15 protein-coding genes and 1 pseudogene are annotated in these 18,189 nt (G+C 32.3%); 10 read left to right on the forward strand and 6 right to left on the reverse strand.

The annotated features are described in order from the left end of the window. Window positions 1-2 precede the first annotated feature (2 nt). The gene (locus tag SJY34_RS09960) at window positions 3-1,316 is read left to right on the forward strand and encodes a multidrug transporter (RefSeq protein ID WP_400075230.1); all 1,314 of its coding nucleotides are present in this window, start codon (window positions 3-5) and stop codon (window positions 1,314-1,316) included. A gap of 75 nt (window positions 1,317-1,391) precedes the next feature. Here the strand turns inward: SJY34_RS09960 and SJY34_RS09965 are convergent, their stop codons facing one another. Further along, on the reverse strand, window positions 1,392-1,751 hold the full coding sequence (locus SJY34_RS09965) for a nicotinic acid mononucleotide adenyltransferase (RefSeq protein ID WP_400075232.1): 360 nt from the start codon (window positions 1,749-1,751) through the stop codon (window positions 1,392-1,394). A 245-nt stretch (window positions 1,752-1,996) separates the two neighbouring features. Here SJY34_RS09965 and SJY34_RS09970 point away from each other — a divergent pair, with 245 nt between their 5' ends. From SJY34_RS09970 to SJY34_RS09995, 6 genes are all read left to right on the forward strand, one after another. After that, entirely contained in the window at window positions 1,997-2,575 is a 579-nt protein-coding gene (locus SJY34_RS09970; RefSeq protein ID WP_400075234.1) for a hypothetical protein, read from the forward strand. Continuing rightward, window positions 2,562-3,242, forward strand: a complete 681-nt coding sequence (locus SJY34_RS09975) for a DUF2490 domain-containing protein (protein ID WP_400075236.1) — start codon at window positions 2,562-2,564, stop codon at window positions 3,240-3,242. The genes SJY34_RS09970 and SJY34_RS09975 overlap by 14 nt, the downstream gene beginning before the upstream one ends. Window positions 3,243-3,349: 107 nt before the next feature. Next, window positions 3,350-5,647: an anion permease gene (locus SJY34_RS09980; RefSeq protein WP_400075238.1), complete on the forward strand. Its 2,298-nt coding sequence runs from the start codon at window positions 3,350-3,352 to the stop codon at window positions 5,645-5,647. Window positions 5,648-5,789: 142 nt separating this feature from the next. Further along, on the forward strand, window positions 5,790-6,641 hold the full coding sequence (locus SJY34_RS09985) for a flagellar motor protein MotB (protein WP_400075240.1): 852 nt from the start codon (window positions 5,790-5,792) through the stop codon (window positions 6,639-6,641). Window positions 6,642-6,748: 107 nt separating this feature from the next. Beyond that, on the forward strand, window positions 6,749-7,468 hold the full coding sequence (locus SJY34_RS09990) for a DUF6503 family protein (protein ID WP_400075242.1): 720 nt from the start codon (window positions 6,749-6,751) through the stop codon (window positions 7,466-7,468). 23 nt (window positions 7,469-7,491) lie between these two features. Continuing rightward, window positions 7,492-7,911, forward strand: coding sequence for a hypothetical protein (locus SJY34_RS09995; RefSeq protein ID WP_400075244.1), 420 nt, complete (start codon window positions 7,492-7,494; stop codon window positions 7,909-7,911). A gap of 87 nt (window positions 7,912-7,998) precedes the next feature. Here the strand turns inward: SJY34_RS09995 and SJY34_RS10000 are convergent, their stop codons facing one another. Both SJY34_RS10000 and SJY34_RS10005 read right to left on the reverse strand, forming a co-directional pair. Beyond that, the gene (locus SJY34_RS10000) at window positions 7,999-9,798 is read right to left on the reverse strand and encodes a ribonucleoside-diphosphate reductase subunit alpha (protein ID WP_400075246.1); all 1,800 of its coding nucleotides are present in this window, start codon (window positions 9,796-9,798) and stop codon (window positions 7,999-8,001) included. 3 nt (window positions 9,799-9,801) lie between these two features. Beyond that, entirely contained in the window at window positions 9,802-11,091 is a 1,290-nt protein-coding gene (locus SJY34_RS10005; RefSeq protein WP_400075248.1) for a ribonucleotide-diphosphate reductase subunit beta, read from the reverse strand. 830 nt (window positions 11,092-11,921) lie between these two features. Here SJY34_RS10005 and SJY34_RS10010 point away from each other — a divergent pair. The 3 genes and pseudogenes from SJY34_RS10010 to SJY34_RS10020 all read left to right on the forward strand — a co-directional run bounded on the left by SJY34_RS10010 (window position 11,922) and on the right by SJY34_RS10020 (window position 14,649). After that, a pseudogene (locus tag SJY34_RS10010) lies at window positions 11,922-12,657 on the forward strand (LytR/AlgR family response regulator transcription factor). 200 nt (window positions 12,658-12,857) lie between these two features. Continuing rightward, a complete protein-coding gene (locus tag SJY34_RS10015) occupies window positions 12,858-13,688 on the forward strand; it encodes a tetratricopeptide repeat protein (protein WP_400075250.1) in 831 nt (276 codons plus the stop codon). Window positions 13,689-13,746: 58 nt separating this feature from the next. Next, window positions 13,747-14,649, forward strand: a complete 903-nt coding sequence (locus tag SJY34_RS10020; protein ID WP_400075252.1) for a sensor histidine kinase — start codon at window positions 13,747-13,749, stop codon at window positions 14,647-14,649. 135 nt (window positions 14,650-14,784) lie between these two features. On the opposite strand, the gene SJY34_RS10025 is transcribed toward SJY34_RS10020, so the two are convergent. The 3 genes from SJY34_RS10025 to SJY34_RS10035 form a co-directional block, all read right to left on the reverse strand. Next, entirely contained in the window at window positions 14,785-15,891 is a 1,107-nt protein-coding gene (locus tag SJY34_RS10025) for a hypothetical protein (protein WP_400075254.1), read from the reverse strand. A 99-nt stretch (window positions 15,892-15,990) separates the two neighbouring features. Further along, window positions 15,991-16,455, reverse strand: coding sequence for a T9SS type A sorting domain-containing protein (locus tag SJY34_RS10030; RefSeq protein WP_400075255.1), 465 nt, complete (start codon window positions 16,453-16,455; stop codon window positions 15,991-15,993). Window positions 16,456-16,459: 4 nt separating this feature from the next. Next, the gene (locus SJY34_RS10035) at window positions 16,460-18,184 is read right to left on the reverse strand and encodes a tail fiber domain-containing protein (protein ID WP_400075257.1); all 1,725 of its coding nucleotides are present in this window, start codon (window positions 18,182-18,184) and stop codon (window positions 16,460-16,462) included. Between the last annotated feature and the right edge of the window lie 5 nt (window positions 18,185-18,189).

Below are 18,189 nucleotides of genomic sequence, written 5' to 3' on the forward strand. Positions count from 1 at the left end.
CTATGAAAACTACTCAAAACATAATTAAAGGATTATTTATAGCCTTAGTTATCGTATTTCAAGCTTGTACTATTAATGAAGAAAGTATAGGTGATGTTACCATAAACCCTGGAGGAGGAAACAATGGTAATGACTGTATTGAATTATCAGGTGAAATTACTTCAGATATTACATTATCATCAGACAACTGTTATGAACTTGTAGGAGGTGTTTCTGTGGTAGATGGTGTAACAATTACAATCCAAGCAGGTACTACAATTTATGCTGGTCAAACAACTGATGGTATTTTTTCATACTTATTAATCAATCAAGGAGCAACGATTATGGCAGAAGGAACAGCAGCTCAGCCAATCGTTTTTACCTCAAACCAAGCCACACCAAATCCTGGTGATTGGGGAGGCTTAATTATTGCAGGTAAGGCACCAATAAATAGAGGTGCAACTGCTACAGCAGAAGTTGCTAATATTACTTATGGTGGTTCTGAGTCAAATGATAACTCTGGTACTATACGTTATACACGTTTAGAATATACTGGTGGACGTATTAATGCCGACTCTGAGTATAACGGTTTATCATTATATGGTGTTGGTAACGGTACAACTTTAGAGTATATCCAAACCTACTTAGGTAATGATGATGGTATAGAATTCTATGGTGGTACTGTAGACTTAAAATATGCGGTTTCAACTGGAGCACAAGATGATTCTTTTGACTGGACTGATGGTTGGGTTGGTAGAGGTCAATTCTGGGTTGTACAACAAACGTCTTTAGAAGGTGACAAAGGTATTGAAGCAGATAATTTATCTTCTACACCAGATGCTATTCCTTTCTCTTATCCTACTCTTTCTAATATTACATTATTAGGTGCTGAAGATGGTGACGGTGAAAACAAAGGTATTGAGTTTAGAGCTGGTACTAAAGTCGCTGCTTACAATATGATTATTAAAGGTTTCCCAGGAAAAGGTATCGAAGTTGATGATGACCAAACACTGATAAACTTAAATAATGGAGAAGTTGAAGTGAGAAATTCAATCATTGATAATGTAAACTCATTTGATCTAGATCATGGTGGAAACGCTACAGCTGACTTTGCAGATTTCGCAACATACTCTAACTATACATTAGATGGTTCTAATGATCCATTTAACAATGCAGGTACAGCAATACCAGATGATTTTTCTTTAGCTAGCTTTAGAGGAACATATGAAGGTAACGCAATTGATCCATCTACCATTAACTCATGGTTTACTTCTGTAAACTATGTTGGTGCAGTAGACGCAGATAACGATTGGACTCAAGGTTGGGTTAGATTTTAAAGAACATTAAACTTATTTAAATAAAAAAGCATCCTAAAGTTTTAGGATGCTTTTTTATTTTATTTAGATCTATTTTTACTTATTAGATGCAACTTTGGTCTCATTATTAGTCCATTCATTAACACTAGCAATAGCATTGTTAGAATAATCGACTTCTTTTAAACTATTTCCACTCCAGTAAAACCATTTTCCTACTTTCTTACCATTATCATATTTAGCAGAAACTAATTTGTTACCTTCCTTACAAAAGCTTAACCATTGACCATGCAACTTTCCTTCAGCAGTATAATAACCCGTTTGACTTACTTCACCATTATCATGATAATAAGTTACTTCAATTAAGTCTTTTTCTTTATCTAATTTTAATGTTCTCTCTTTTTGAGCATAAGTAAAACTTACACTTAACATTATAAGAAGTATTGCTATCTTTTTCATATCTATTTGGGCTTTTATTAATGATTACATAACAAATGTAGTTATATTTTTACATTCAAACAACATTTACGTAACATTAAATTAACATTGTATATTTAAAATACTGCAAATCAAATATTTATGTTTAAATAAATTTCGTCCTAATGTTAACATTAGTCAAGTAATTATAAATGTTTTATCAATGAAAGAAAGTTAAAAGTGTATTGTAACTTTGTTTAACGCATATATACTTAAGACTATTCAAAATGAAATTTAAATTATTCTTCATACTCTTTTCTTTCACTCAACTAATTTTTAGCCAAATAAAGAATGAAAAAGAAGAGCGTATTGAAGTTTCGGAGTTTCCTGAAAAGGCTCATGATATAATTAAAATATTACCAGAAGAGTGTAAGCATCTCAAATTCTACAAGGAGACTGATGGAGAGAAACATAGTTTTGAAGCAAAATTTAAATATAATAAACGGCGCTATAGTCTAGAGTTTTCTTCAAATGGCATTATTGAAGATATTGAGATCACTACCAAATTTAAAAACATAGTAGATCCTATTAGAAATAGTATAGAAGCCTATTTTAAAAACAACTTTAAAAAACATAAGTTTATAAAAATTCAAAAGCAGTACTCCTACTCTCAAGAAACTGATTCTAAGCGATTTCTTATTGATATTATGTCTCAAAACACTAGAATAGCGCCTAAATTTGAAATTATTGCTGAAGTAAAAACCGAAAAAAAGCGTATCATAAAAGAGTTTACTTTTAATAATGATGGCTCATTTTTAAGTGCAAGAATTCTAAATCCTACATCTTACGAGCATGTATTATATTAAAAATTCTTTAGCTTTATTTGCATGCCTTTTGTGCCTAAATCTATTTTCTCAAAGTGATTTTGAAGGTTTAGGTGAAACTAGTTTTTCTTTAAATCATAAAGTCAGTGGTGATTATAAAATAAACTTTGCTGTACGATCACGTTATTATCTATACCAAGACAATGATTTTAATTTTGAAAATAGACAATTAGATATGGTTCATTTTTCAACTTTAAATTTAGACTATAATCATAGCTTAAGTCTTGGAGTTCAATATAGACTAAGAGAATCTATCGATGGAGGAAGTAACGAATTACGTCTAACACAGCAATTTAATTATACTAAAAGGAATTTAGCACTTCGCTTTGGACATCGCGTACGTTTTGAACAACGTATTTTAGAAAATCTCACCATTTTACGTTCGCGCTATCGCTTTGCCTTAGATTTTCCTCTAAATGGAGAAAAACTCGATGTTGGTGAAAATTATTTGATTACCTCAATGGAAACGCTTTTAAGTCACAGTAAAAAAATAAAACCAGAATTAGATAATAGAACCACCGTACACCTCGGTTGGTTGGTTTCTGAAACTCTAAAAATGCAATTTGGATTAGAATATCGTTTTGAAGCTTTAAATATTAAAACAGAAGAAAAACTTTTTATCCTAACGTCTTTAATTCTTAAGGTATAATAAAGGTTTTACTACAAATCTACATGACTGATAAAAAATAACCTTTAGATAACGTACCATTAAAAATAATTAAATTATTTTGCGTTCAATTTTAGCTAACCTAATACATGGAAAATCTTTATATCTATATGCTAGCTGCCTTAGCTTTTTTAGCTATTGTAGATTTAGTTGTTGGTGTAAGTAATGATGCTGTTAATTTTTTAAATTCTGCTATAGGATCTAAAGCGGTTTCGTTTAAAACCATAATGATTGTTGCAAGTATTGGTGTTGCTGTTGGTGCTATGACCTCTAGCGGAATGATGGAAGTAGCTCGAAAAGGCATATTTAATCCTGGTGAGTTTATGTTTAGTGAAATTATGGTCATTTTCACGGCCGTAATGCTTACAGATATTCTTCTACTCGATTTTTTTAATACACTAGGCTTACCAACTTCTACTACAGTTTCTATAGTTTTTGAATTATTAGGCGCGTCTGTTGCCGTAGCATTACTTAAAATATATGCAGACAATTCGCAATCTATCGGAGATTTAGTTAATTATATTAATAACGAAAAGGCTATTGAAATTATCATTGGTATTTTACTTTCTGTAGTCGTCGCATTTTCTGTTGGAGCATTGGTTCAATATGTTTCTCGTCTATTATTATCATTTAAATTTCAGGAAAAGCCAATATGGTATAGTGCTATTTTTAGTGGATTTGCGATTACTTCGATTATGTATTTTATAATTATAAAAGGTCTAAAAAATGCAGCTTTTATGCCGCCAAGTATTAAAGATTTTTTAAGTGCAAATCCTATAGTTTTCATTGGTGTAAGCTTCGTCGTTTTTACAATTCTTTCTTATTTGGCAATTAAACTTTTTAATACTAAAATTTACACACTTATTATAATAGTTGGAACATTTGCTTTAGCAGTTGCCTTTGCAGGAAATGATCTCGTAAACTTTATTGGTGTGCCTATGGCAGGTTTTGATGCCTTTCAAAAATGGCATGAAGCGTTTTTAGCATTTGGTACACTACCTTCAGAATTTAGTATGGAAGGCTTGGCAGGAAAAGTTCCAACAAAATCTTATTTACTGCTTGCTGCTGGTTTAATTATGGTACTTACTTTATGGTTTTCTAGCAAAGCAAAAGCTGTGGTAAAAACATCTGTAGATTTATCGCGTCAGGATGAAGTAAAAGAACGTTTTGAACCTAATTATTTATCGCGTAGTATCGTAAGAGGTACTATTGCTTTTTCTGATAGCTTTAATACCATTCTACCAAAATCTTTTAAAGATTGGTCTAATAAACGGTTTATAAAGCCTCAAGTGATTGCCAAAGAACAAGACTTACCTGCATTTGATTTGGTTAGAGCTGCAGTAAATCTAATGGTGGCTAGTGTTTTAATCTCTATAGCAACATCAATGAAATTACCACTATCTACAACTTATGTAACGTTTATGGTAGCGATGGGAACGTCTTTAGCAGACAGAGCTTGGGGAAGCGAAAGTGCTGTATATAGAGTTGCTGGTGTATTAAATGTTATTGGTGGTTGGTTTTTTACCGCATTTAGTGCTTTTGTTGCAGCTGCTATAATGGCTTGTATATTATTTTACGGTGAAGGATATGCTTTAACTGGTTTATTAGTATTAGCTATAACTTTGTTATTACGCAGTACTATTTCTCACCAAAAGAATTCAAAAATTTTACGTGAAGAGGATCAGTTAGAAAAAGCTGAAAGCAGTTCTACACAAGGTGTAATTCAAGAAAGTGCAGCAAATATTGCCAGCGTTGTAAAAAGAGGTAATAAGATATACTCTTCTGCAATTAACGGTTTAGCAGTTCAGGATTTAAAAGTTCTAAAGAAGAATCGTAAACAAATAGAGAAACTGTCAAACGAAATTGATGAACTGAGAGATAACATATTTTATTTCATTAAAAACCTTGAAGAACCAAGTTTAGCAGCTAGTAATTTTTACATTAACATTCTAGGCTATTTACAAGATATGACACAATCCTTAGATTACATTTCTAAAGCAAGTCATAAACATATAAATAACAATCATAAAAAATTAAAATTTAGTCAAATTAAAGAGCTCAAAGATTTAGATGCGCGAATGGAAGCTCTATTTTCATCCACGCAAACCGCTTTTGAATCCCGCTCTTTTGAACAAATAGGTGCTGTATTGGCTGAAAAAGCTGAAATCTATGATTTAGTAAAAGAAAAAATACAAAAACAAGTAGAGCGCACACGTACAGAAGAGTCGAGTCCAAAAAACACAACACTATATTTTAGTTTACTTTTAGAAACTAAAGATTTATTAACCGCTACGATGAATCTATTAGAAGAATATTTTGGTGCGCACGATAGTTCGGTAGAACCAGCGAAGCTTGCCGACGATAATATTGCTAAAAAAGACGAATAGAATATACAATTTTGCAACTAAACTAGACCTTAGATAGAAATTATCTAAGGTTTTTTTATATAAATATAGTTTTTCAACATCTAAAACTAAACTTGCCTCGTATATGTAATTGTATTTAACTAATTAACCTAAAATTAAAATAATGAAAAAAATTTCAATTCTATTGGTAACAACAATTTTGTTATCTGCATGTGTTTCAAAAAAGAAATACTTAGCCTTAGAACAACAACATGGTGAAACTGTAAGTGAACTTACTAAAACTAAAGTCGAAAAAGAAGATTTAGAAAACAAGTTTGCTGTTATAGAGAAGCGTGTTAACGACTACAACTATAAGATTCAATCTTTAAATCAAGATGTTGAAGGTTTAACTATTGAGAACAAAGCAAAATTTGAAGTTTCTAAAGATGGTACTGTAGCTTCTGGCGCAAGTAAAGAAAAAATGCGTGCAACTTTACAGAACATAAGCCCAGAAAAATTAGCAGGCGCTAAAACATTAAAAGACTCAATGAACTTAGCTGTACAGTACAACTTAAGTAAAGCTATTAATACTAGCGATCTTGATGAAAATCAAGATATCGTTGTAGATATTAATGAAACTGTAGTAATGATATCTATTGATGATAATATGTTATTTAACACAGCGAGTTATAGAGTTGGAAACAAAGCAGACAAAATCTTAAAAAAGTTAGCTGACGTTATCAATTCTGAGCCAAGCTTAGATGTGATGGTAGAAGGTCATACAGATTCTAGAAGTATTAATACTGCTAAAGTTTCAGACAACTGGGAATTAAGTGTATTACGTGCTACTTCTGTAGTTAAGAAATTGCAAAAGCAATTTAATGTAGCACCTGAGCAATTAATCGCTTCTGGCCGCAGCAGTTACCAACCATTAGTTGAGAACGATACTAGAGCTAATCGTGCTAAGAACAGAAGAACTCGTATCATATTAATGCCAAACATAGATAAGTTTTTTGCTTTAATGGAAGCAAATTAATATTCAAATCTATCTAAACTAACAAAAAAGCATCCTCCCGTAAAGTTCGGCATTGGATGCTTTTTTTTATGCTCTAATTTGTAATTTGCATGTCTAATTACATATAAATGAAAAACGCTTTAACATTATTTGTCCTTTTCTTCGCACTCATTCTTTCGAGTCAGAATATTACACCAGAACTATTATTGCAAAATACTGTTAATTACCATGATCCTAATGGTAATTGGGAAACTTTGAAAGCAAAGTTTACTGTTGAAATGACCACACCAAATGCCTCGAAGCGTACGAGTAAAATACGTATCGATTTAGCAAGAGAATTGTTTAGCGTAAAAGCCACAAGAGATAGTGTAACCACGATCTATTCCATAAATAAAGGAAAGTGCAGTATGGTGTATAATGGTAAGGATTTAGATAGTGTTTCGGCCAAAGCCAAAAACATGTCTTGCGATAGAGCAACACTATATAAAAATTATTATACGTATTTATATGGATTACCAATGAAATTGAATGATCCTGGAACCAATCTCAGTGATAAGGTCGAAAAGAAAGCCTTTAAAGGTAAAGACTACTTGGTTTTAAAAGTCACTTATGATGAAGCCATTGGCAGTGATGTCTGGTACTTTTATTTCAATCCAAAAACGTATGCCATGGAAGTCTATCAGTTTTTTAAAACGGATGATAATGGAAAAGAAAAAACAGATTCTGGTGAATATATATTACTTTCTGAAGAAGCGCTCATAAATGATATTAAAATGCCAAAAGTAAGAGCTTGGTATTATAATAAGGATGATAAGTATTTGGGAACTGATACTTTGGTTGAAGAATAAAAAAATCTTTTTATTATCGGAACATGAAACTAACCGACCATCAATTTACGGAAGCTGCTTTTATTTTTGAAAAAGAAAACGGAAGTTATCATGGTAATTATGAAAAAAGTGTAATTAAAGAATCTAATCTAACGCTTATTGAACCTTCTAAATTAAAAGCAAATATAATTGATGGATTGCAATCCAATCTTTACGCAGAAATTAAAGATCGAACTAGTGCCTATTGGGCTTTATCAAAAACCAATGACACAAATCTTATTTCAGATTATAAAAAGTGGTTAAAAAGAGAATTGAGTGAAGAGAACCCAATACCTATATTTCAAATTTTACTTGCCTTAGACAGATTTGATGAACCCTCTTTTCATAAAGATAGAGTAAGTAGACATTATGATGATGTTGAACTCAATATTCGCGATGCAAAAAACTATTTAGAAAACAATTAAAAAAAGCATCTCTCCCGATAGCTATCGGGACTGAGATGCTTTTTTAATATTTAGAATGAGATTCCTGCTTGCGCAGGAATTTATTTGTTACCCTTCACAACTAGCACATTCCTTCTTTTGTTTGAATTTCTGTGCTGCATTCATACTGTGTTGGTAGTACAATGATTTTACTCCTAACTGCCAAGCTGTAACGTAAATTTTATTAATATCCTTAACTGGCATATCTGGGTGTACCATAATGTTTAAAGACTGTCCTTGGTCTATGTGATTCTGTCTGTTTGCCGCTTGATAAATAATAGTCATTTGGTCAATTTCAGAATAGGTTTTAAAGACATCTTTTTCGAGCTCTGTAAGACCTTCTAAATGTTGTACTGAACCATCGTAATCACGGATACTCTTCCAAACTTCAACTGTGTCCATTCCTTTTTCTGCTAAAAGTGCTTTTAAGAACGGATTCTTAATTGTTGTCTTTATTTTAGCGATATCCTTAACATAACTGTTAGACCAAATTGGCTCAATACCTTGTGATACTTGTCCTAAGATAAATGCAGATGATGTTGTTGGTGCCACAGCATTTAATGTTGCATTACGTCTTCCATAACCTTTTAATACTTCTGGCTCACCAAATAATGTTGCTAATTCTTCTGATGCTTTAACTGACTTTTCTTTAATAGTCTTAAAGATTTCGCTATTAAGGTTAAATGCTTCAGCACTATCAAATGGTAACATTTTAGATTGTAATAAAGAGTGCCATCCTAAAGCTCCCATTCCAAGTGCTCTATTTTCTTTTGCGAAGTTATAAGCTTTCTCCATAAACATGAAGGTTTGTCTATCATCTCTATCTGGAGAATCTCTGTAAACCTCTAGCTTCGATACAAATTCTTCTAAAACAGCATCTAAGAAATAGACCATCGTTTCAACGGCATCTGTATTTTTCCACTTATCGTAATGCAATAAGTTTATTGAAGATAGTACACATACAAAAGACCACCTGTCATTTGTTGGCAACATAATCTCTGAACATAAGTTACTTGCGTAAATCTCATGCTTATTTTCCTGATATACTTCTGGTGCAGTATTGTTCGCATTGTCTTTAAAGAAGATATAAGGATAACCTATTTCACCTCTTCTTTGTAAAACTTTTGCCCAAATAGCTCTTTTTTCAGTATCTCCATCAATCATTTCTTGCATCCACTCATTTCCTACAGTAACACCATGTGTTAACTCTTGTATTGGGTTACCTTCTGTTCCTATTTCTAAAAACTCATTTATATCATTATGTTCTATTGGTAGGTATGGGGAAAAACGACCTCGTCGCACAGAACCTTGACTTACAACATCAACCATTTTTTCAAATAATTGCATAATGTGTACTGCTCCAGAAGACTCGCCGTTATTTTTTACTGGTGCACCTCTATGACGAAGTTTTCCGAAATAACCAGAAGTACCACCTCCTAATTTAGACATCATACCAACTTCTGATTGCGTATAGAGAATATCTCCCATATCATCAGAAATGTGAGAGCCAAAACAACTAATTGGCAAACCACGCTTTTTACCAAAGTTAGACCACACTGGTGATGCTAAAGAATAATAACCTTCTGCCATATAGCCATAGAACTTATCGGCAAAACCATCAATCTTTAAGATTTTCTCAGCATTATTGGCTATTTCTCTAATTCTTGCTTCTGGTGTAGTACCTTCCGTAAGATAACCTGAGGATAAAAATTTGCGACTATGGTCTGTTAGCCATTTTATTTCAGGTTCTTTGTTAGCCTCCTTTATAGCTTCTTTTCTGGCTTTTATTAATTCATCTTGTGGTGAGGTTGTTGTAGTTTGAGGGTTTACTACTTTGTTTTCGAGGTCTAAATTAGTTTCGTTGTTCATGGTTTAAAATAAGTCGTCACTGGTTATACTTTTAGTTCTTTTGCTATAGTTGATAGAGCGTTTTACGAAGAAATCTCCGTGTTTAGTGCCAATAATTTCGTCATCAAACCATTCGGTCTGCTCTAACAAGCTGTTGTCAACATCAAATACTTTATCGATGCCTATACTTTCGAGGGAATTATTAAATCTTTGTTTTATAAATTCGTTAATCACATTCTTTGGAAGGAAATCCAATTCACCTGCTTCAAATATCCAATCAATGATTCTGCTTTCAGATTCGAAAGCTTCTTCGCACATTACTTTTACTATCGTATTGTGCTCTTCACCAAACCATGTTGGGTTTTCGTCTTTGATAATTCTAATCACATCGATACCAAAATCTCCGTGGATCTGCTCCTCTTTAGAAGTCGCTTCAACCACATTAGAAATACCTTTAAGCATATTCTTGTGCTTATTGAATGCCATTATGATTAAAAATTGAGAAAACAAAGACACATGTTCTATAAATAGGGAGAATAACAAGATAGATTCTGCATACTCTTTATTGTCTTCACTTTTTGCATTTTTTAAAGCGGTCTCTAAATAATGAACACGTCTCATTATTACAGGATTTTTCTTTAATCTTTTAAATTCGTTATTAAGACCTAATATTTCTAATAAGTGTGAGTATGCATCATGGTGACGCACTTCACTTTCTGCAAATGTTGCTCCTACAGATCCTATTTCTGGTTTTGGCATTTTGTTATAAATCTCACCCCAAAATGATTTTACGGCGACTTCAATTTGCGAAATGGCCAACATTGTATTTTTGATGGCATTTTGTTCAACAATTGTAAGTCTCGTCTTAAAATCTTGAATATCGCTTGTAAAATTAAATTCAGAATGAATCCAATACGAATGCCTAATCGCATCCACATACTCGTTTAACGCAGGATACTCATAAGGTTTTAGATTAATACGTTTTTCAAAAATATTAGTCTTTCGGCTTCTAGCTTGCTCATCTCTATATAGAATATATGCTTTCGCAACGTCCAAAAACTGACTGTCCATTAATTTAATCTCAACAAGATCCTGTACTTCCTCAACGGTAGGTACATATCTATAGTCTTTGCCTTTTCTTTCTAATAATTCTTGTAAAACTTTTACGGAAATTGTATTCGCATCTTCTTTGGTTCCATTACCAACAGACATCATCGCTTTTTCAACAGCATTAGAAATTTTGTTTAAAACAAATGGACTTGTTTCGTAATCTCTTTTTATAATTTCTGTAATCTCTAATTGTGTAACCTCCATAAATTCTTTTTAATTTAAAGCCTAGATAGCCATTAGAACGATATTCATCATTCAACTTCTATTAATAATTCCGTAAAATGTGTTATAATTTCCCTTGTAAGGGATAAAAGGGCGTGTTTAAAAAATTGATTTTACATACTTTTTCTAAATCTAGAAACCAAAAAATCTAATTTCGTTTTTGCCTCGAACAAAGATTGACAATTGTCATTAAAAATGAAAGGGTATTTTATAAACGTTGTCAACAAGTTTTTAACAAACTCTTGTAACGCCTATGAAATGGTCAATTGATTAAAAAGTTAATTAACCAATTGATTTTCAATTACTTAAATATTGTATTGAAAATTAATTTACGTAAGTATTGTCTTATTAAAATAAAGCTTAGCAAGCGTTTTTATTGATGATTTTCAGTGAAGAATGTTGCTGTTAAAAACAAACAAAAAAGAGCGTTGTTGTAACGCTCTTTTTTCCCTAATAACTAACTAATTAATAAAAAGGCAACCGTAAATTGCTTAATTATTAAATTAACACTGAAACTAAAAGTCTAATTTTTTAAAAGTTCAACTTTTATCGAATTAATAGCATTTAATAATAAAAGCAAGTCCCCACTCTGCTTTTAATTGATTCGATTAGTTTCGTTATTCAAATATCTATATAAGACATGTTTTTACCTGACTGTAATGTATAACTGGTAAAAAAAAATGTATAACTGGCTTATGCAATTCTCTTATTATTAGTTTTCAGCATATTATACACAAAACCAAGCATTGTACACATATTTATATGTAAAACATTCTTTATATACATATATTTATAGTCTATTTATTTTCATTATGTTAAAAGCAGTAATCGTTGATGATGAGCCAAAGGCTATTCAGAAGTTTAATGTGGGAGTTAAGCAACTTTAACAAGGAAATAGAGGTTATGGCATCTTTTACAAATCCAGATGAAGCGTTAACCTACTTAGATGCTAACTCGCCAGATTGCTTGTTCTTGGATGTACAAATGCCAACCATAGGTGGTTTTCAGTTTTTAGAACAACTAAAAAACATTGATTTTGCTGTTATCATCACCACAGCATACGACGAATATGCGATTAAAGCTTTAAAACATGAAGCTATAGATTATTTATTAAAACCTATAGATTCTGATGATTTAAAAGCGTCTATTGAAAAAATTAAAAAGCACAGTGATCGTAACGTTAATTCTCTAAAATTGGAGCGCGTACTTTCTAATTTTAATTCTCAATTCGACAAAAAAAGAATTACAATTAACACTGACGGAAAACTTCTTTTCTTAGATGTAGATGACATCATTTACATAGAGTCAGACGGAAATTACAGCACACTCTTTCTGCAAGACCAGAAAAAAATAGTAGTGACAAAAAAATTAAAAGAAGTTGACGCTATTTTACCTGAACATTATTTTTTTAGAATACACAATTCTTACATCATAAACCTAAATAAGATAAAGGCATTTATAAAAAATGAAGGTTATGTTATTATGGACAGTAACCATAAAATTCCAGTGGCAAGACAAAGAAAGTCCGATTTTCTTGAAAAACTTTAATTAAAAGTCAACTAAAAGTGAACTTTCACATTCCATATAGATTTCTAGGTTTTTTATTATTTACTATATTTTATACTTTGCTTGGCAATGCTCAAAATTTGGATTTTGAAATTGTGTTGAAAGACATCAATAAAACAAAACCTTCGAAATATGTGCATATTGATTCGCTGTTAAAACCTTTTGAAAGAGACAGCGTAAAAATGAAACATTTATTAGATGTCACTAAAGCAAATTCCTATAATGAAGGGATTTGCTATGCTTTAAACGCTCTCGGAGTAATTCATAGAGATATCTCAAATTACGATAAATCCATTGCACTCCACCAAGAAGCAAAACGATATGCCGAGAAAGCTAATAGTATAGAATTAAAAATTATTAGTCTAAACATGATTGGTGTTGCTTACAGACGTATGGATATTATTAAACCCGCATTAGACTACCATACTGAAGCTCTAAAAATCGCTTATTCGGTTATAGAGCCTTCTAAGACCGTACAAAGCAATATTGCTATATCTCAAAACAGCATTGGCAATATTTATTTGGCTTTAAAGCAATACGATTTGGCTATTGCTCAATTCCAAAAATCTCTAAAAATTGAAAAAGAAGCCGATAATAAATTAGGTTTGGCCATTAATTATCATAATATCGGCTATGCGGAAGAGGCTAAAGGAAATTTGGATACGGCTTTAACTAATTACGAAAAGTCTTTAGCTTATAATAATGCTATCGATTCTGATATTGGTCGCGTTATTTGTAATAACAGTATTGGTAGTATTTATCTGAAAAAAGAAGATTATAAAGCTGCGGAACCTATTATCAAAGAAGCACTAGAACAGGCTTTAAAACTAGAAGATCAATTCTACATCTCGGATTCCTATCTTAATCTCGGTGAATTAGAAATTGAATTGAACCGACTTTCTTCAGCAGAAAAAAACTTGAAAAAAGCTTTAGAGATTGCTACAACTTATAACTTAAAATCTTCAATAGCAGAATCTAGTAAATTATTATCAGAAGATAAATCAGAAAAATAAAAAATTTAAAACTGCATTAGGCTATTACCAAAAAGCGGTTGAGATAGAGAGCACTATTTTGACTGAACAAAATCTTCAATATGTCAATGATATTGCACTAGAGTATGAAAATGAAGACAAAAACAATCAAATTAAAGCCTTGGCTCTAGAAAATGAAAAGGTAATATTACGACTTGAAAGAAATAAGAGAATTTTATTATACACTTCATTAGCATTAGCCATTCTTGGTATAACTTTATTTATATTAAATAGAACAAAAGCCTTAAGACGAGATAAGCATATTCTAACCTTAGAACAAGATATGCTGAGAAGCCAGATGAATCCGCATTTTATTTTTAATTCTTTAAATTCTATAAAACTTTACATTATAAATAACGAAAAGGAAAATGCAGTGTACTACCTTAATAAGTTTTCTAAGTTAATCCGTAAAATTTTAATGGCTTCGAAAGAAAAAGAAACATCACTTAATGATGAACTTGAGACCATGAAACTTTACATGAATATTGAAAACATTCGATTTTCTAACGAAATCGATTTTAAGATCAATGTAGACGAATCTATAAATACTGAGATTACTAAAGTGCCATCTCTGGTCTTACAACCTTTTCTAGAAAATGCATTATGGCATGGTTTGTCTTCAAAATCTGAAGATAAAAAAATTGAGCTAAACGTTTTTAAAAATGCTCCAGACTTTATAACTGTGGAAATTATTGACAATGGCATTGGTAGAGTTGCTTCACGAAAAATAAAGCAAAATAAAAAGTTGAAACAAAAATCTGTAGGTATAGACATCACAAAGGCACGATTGGCTAACTTTTCCGAATCATTCCCAAATCCTTATACTTTAAAAATTGAAGATTTGTATGAAAATAAAACACCTATCGGGACAAAAGTAACGTTACAAATACCTACAAAAAAAATCAAAACTAAAACGCATAGTTTAGCCAACAAAAGTGCCTAACATTGAGCCCTATTTTGTCGTGTCTATTGAAAAATCTGTTTCTTCTAAACCTGTGCACTCCATCGTCATTATATTTTTAGATTTTTTCTTGTCTCCATAAATCATCTGCATCGTTCAGCCATTTTCTGCGTGTTCTTATTGACTAATGAGTTTTTCTAATTGAAGATTCTTTAAAATTTCCCAAAGTTCTTCTGGTTTTATATGGATTGCTTCTGCTTTAATCATAAACCTTTCATTAGCATTATAACTAAACGTTGTTTTTAGGTCTTCTTCGTTGTAATCGATTATCACTCGTGTATCGTCTAATTTTGTAGCCGTACTATACCCAGTTTTAGTTTTATCTTTCCAATCTCTACTTGCCATATCTTGAATTAAAGTGAAATTACTTATGGCTACCTTATTATTTGCACAATCAACAATTGTTAGGTCTATTTTCTTTGCGTCTTTTTCAAACAAAAGATTTACTTTATTTAGTGTTGGCATACGCTCTAGTGTTTTACCAATTTCATAACCTGTTCTTTTTAATTTACCTAGTTTTTTTGGCAGCCAGTTTTCGTATTGTTGTTTTGTAAGTGGTACTAATGTAATGAGCTGCTGTTCTATTTCTAATAAGGCATCATTTGCCCAATAGTTTAAGTGCCAATACAAGTTTGCAGGCATTTTATTTAAAGATTGAATTGTTTTCGTTTTTGGGAGACTTCTTATTTGCCCATTATCCTCATAGTCTTCAATCTCATTTAAGGTATAGGCTACTAGATTCCAGCCTTTTTTAAATTTAAGATCGTAAGCTGTAGTTTGGTCAAAACTATAAAGCTCTTTCCATGTTTTCTTTTCGCTACAATTGGCCTTTGCATTGGTATCTGTATAACTATAAATCCAATCAATGGTAGTACCTAATTGTGCTTTGTTATGCTCTTGCCCTTTTTGAGAAGAGGGAATAATACTACCTACAGGTTTATTGTATTTATAGACATAAATATATTTATTTTCTACTAAAATTGCGGCTTCATTGTCAATAACTGCGTTTGGATCTTTACAAAAATTACCTCCTGTAAAGTTTTTGATAGAATTTGTCCAATAATCGTTCTCACTAATTGTACTTAATTCTATTTCTGGCCAGTTAAATTGAATGGTACCATCTGCCATAATTTTACCTATGGTTATTGGATTATTATCACCAAAAGCCTTTGTTTTAAGTTCTAATTCGCCTTTGGTGTAGTCTTCTATTTTTAGCAAAGCCATTGACGTTTTTTGAGCTTTGCAGCTTTGAAATAATAAACAAAAAAATAGTAAATAAGGTATTGATTTTAATACGTCCATATAAATTTGATTAAAAAGAGATTATTGAAGTACAATTTTCTTGTTAACTATTTGTCCTTCAACATTTATTTTTAATAGATAGATACCAGCAGCTTCATGCGATAAATCTAGAGTCGTTATATTTTTAAACGTTCTAATTTTTCGACCTAAAATAGAGAAGACTTCAATTTTTTCAACTTGATAATTTGTTTCAATATTGATAATACCATCTGTTGGATTTGGATAAATACTAATTCTATGAGCTAAAACTTCGGCATCGTTAATACCTAAGGTTGTCGATAAATCGCAATTGATAAATCCTTCGGATATAGAAATTGTTGCGTTGCTGTATTCTTGTACATTGACTTCTCCGATGGTATAGAGTATTTGAATACCTCCTTCACTTGTTGAGGATCCACCAGAATCTATACTGAATTTTTCTATGGATTGCCCATTGCTCCAGTTAGAGCAACTCATAATTATTAATACGACTAATAAAGTTCTCATTATTTTAATTTTTATTAAGTTGTGTTAGTATCAAAGTTTTAAGTTCATCAATTTGTTTTTGCTGATTTTCTATAATGGTTTGTTGTTCTTGGATCGCCTTAACGGCTATAACACCAAAAGCAGCATAGTCAATCCCATATAGTCCATCATCTTCGGAAAAATGAACCACCTCAGGAAAAATAGACTGAACCTCTTGGGCAATAAACCCTAAGGCTTTTGTTTTTAATTTGTCATCTTTATAGTTATATGACGTTGGTCTTAACTGTTTTACACGATCCATTAATGCTGGTATGCTTTGCACATTTGATTTTAGACTAGCATCTGAGGATTGCGTATACGCTCCAGTAGTGGCGCTTATAAATCCTCTTAAACTTCCTCCATAGTGGAAACGCAGTGCAAAACCGTGGGTAACATCCCAATCTTGATTAGCAGTATTATCACTAAACCTTAAACCAGTACCGACACCTTGGCTTCTTTGATGAACATGTAAACGCGCTGTGGGAGTTCCGTTAATTCCTACTTCTCCATCACCAGTTAAGGTCATTCTATCTGCTGCGCCAGAAGCATTTCGAAAATAAAAATTGAGTCTTGCGCTTGATGTCGTGGTCGAAGGTAAACCTGCCACATGCCAGTAGGCACCCGAGGCTTCGTTATTAGTAAGTTCTAAACGGGCATAATCGTTACCAACTTCTTCTAGTTTTAGAAGTGGTTTATTTAATGTTGAATTTTCTTGAATATGCGTCCATGCTGTCGGTGTTCCTATATTACCAACTTGAAATTCACCATCTTGGCGGAATCTAAAACGTGTTGTATAGTTATTACTGCCACTCGGCTTGGAACGAAATTGTAAATGGGCACCAGAACCAACTGTGCTCAATGCCCAACGATTTCCAGTGCCTGGATATCCAACCTGTAATTGCCCTAAATCTGATTGTATAAAAAGATTACCAGCAACATGCATTTTTTCTTCTGGATTCTGAGTACCAATACCCACATTTCCGGTTCCAGTAGTTAGGGCAGCTTTACCATTAGAAGTTGTATAAAAGTATCCACCAATACCACCACCAAAGCCATAGCCAAGTACGCCATAACCGCTGGCTGAATTTGAAACCCCTTGAACTCCAGCATAAGAACTATTTTCAGAACGCCCATAAACACCATGGGCATTAGTTGAGTATCCTAATACACCTGCTCGGTTTGCAGGAATAGTAGACCCATCTGTTCCCGTGGTACCTACAATACCAAATGCGGCACTAGTACTTGTATTATGTACATGAAATGCGGAACCATTTGCCAAGGTAGTTGAGTCAAAGTAAGGTAATTCAATACGTTCTGAGGACTTTGTCTTTTCTGCTACTTTAGCATAAGGCACGGACTTAAACTGTGTCGTACCTAAATCTACCAACCCACTGCCTGTATTTACTTGTACGTTTAGGTAATGGTCATCGACTTCCCAAGCTATATCTTCAAAAGTATCTGCCGTTGTACCTTCTCCAACGTTCAGGATAATTAAACCATTAGCATCTGTATTAGTGGTATGGGTTTCTTGATAGACATTATTGCTTAATGCCGCACCTGCGTAAATGGTAAATTGTAAGGTCACAGGCGAAGATGCCAAGACGTTGCCACTGCCATTTTTAACAATAGCTTTGTAGTTAATACCGTTTTGGGCGAAGCTACTTATCGTCATAAGAAATAAGGTCGCGATAAATAATATTGTGTTTTTCATAATTA

This window comes from Winogradskyella sp. R77965 (assembly GCF_044594915.1).
Classification (GTDB): Bacteria; Bacteroidota; Bacteroidia; order Flavobacteriales; family Flavobacteriaceae; genus Winogradskyella.

Coding starts and splice junctions, on each gene's coding strand:
- SJY34_RS09960 (WP_400075230.1), top strand. CDS start 3: ATGAAAACTACTCAAAACATAATTAAAGGATTATTTATAGCCTTAGTT.
- SJY34_RS09965 (WP_400075232.1), bottom strand. CDS start 1,751: ATGAAAAAGATAGCAATACTTCTTATAATGTTAAGTGTAAGTTTTACT.
- SJY34_RS09970 (WP_400075234.1), top strand. CDS start 1,997: ATGAAATTTAAATTATTCTTCATACTCTTTTCTTTCACTCAACTAATT.
- SJY34_RS09975 (WP_400075236.1), top strand. CDS start 2,562: ATGTATTATATTAAAAATTCTTTAGCTTTATTTGCATGCCTTTTGTGC.
- SJY34_RS09980 (WP_400075238.1), top strand. CDS start 3,350: ATGGAAAATCTTTATATCTATATGCTAGCTGCCTTAGCTTTTTTAGCT.
- SJY34_RS09985 (WP_400075240.1), top strand. CDS start 5,790: ATGAAAAAAATTTCAATTCTATTGGTAACAACAATTTTGTTATCTGCA.
- SJY34_RS09990 (WP_400075242.1), top strand. CDS start 6,749: ATGAAAAACGCTTTAACATTATTTGTCCTTTTCTTCGCACTCATTCTT.
- SJY34_RS09995 (WP_400075244.1), top strand. CDS start 7,492: ATGAAACTAACCGACCATCAATTTACGGAAGCTGCTTTTATTTTTGAA.
- SJY34_RS10000 (WP_400075246.1), bottom strand. CDS start 9,798: ATGAACAACGAAACTAATTTAGACCTCGAAAACAAAGTAGTAAACCCT.
- SJY34_RS10005 (WP_400075248.1), bottom strand. CDS start 11,091: ATGGAGGTTACACAATTAGAGATTACAGAAATTATAAAAAGAGATTAC.
- SJY34_RS10015 (WP_400075250.1), top strand. CDS start 12,858: ATGAAACATTTATTAGATGTCACTAAAGCAAATTCCTATAATGAAGGG.
- SJY34_RS10025 (WP_400075254.1), bottom strand. CDS start 15,891: ATGGCTTTGCTAAAAATAGAAGACTACACCAAAGGCGAATTAGAACTT.
- SJY34_RS10030 (WP_400075255.1), bottom strand. CDS start 16,455: ATGAGAACTTTATTAGTCGTATTAATAATTATGAGTTGCTCTAACTGG.
- SJY34_RS10035 (WP_400075257.1), bottom strand. CDS start 18,184: ATGAAAAACACAATATTATTTATCGCGACCTTATTTCTTATGACGATA.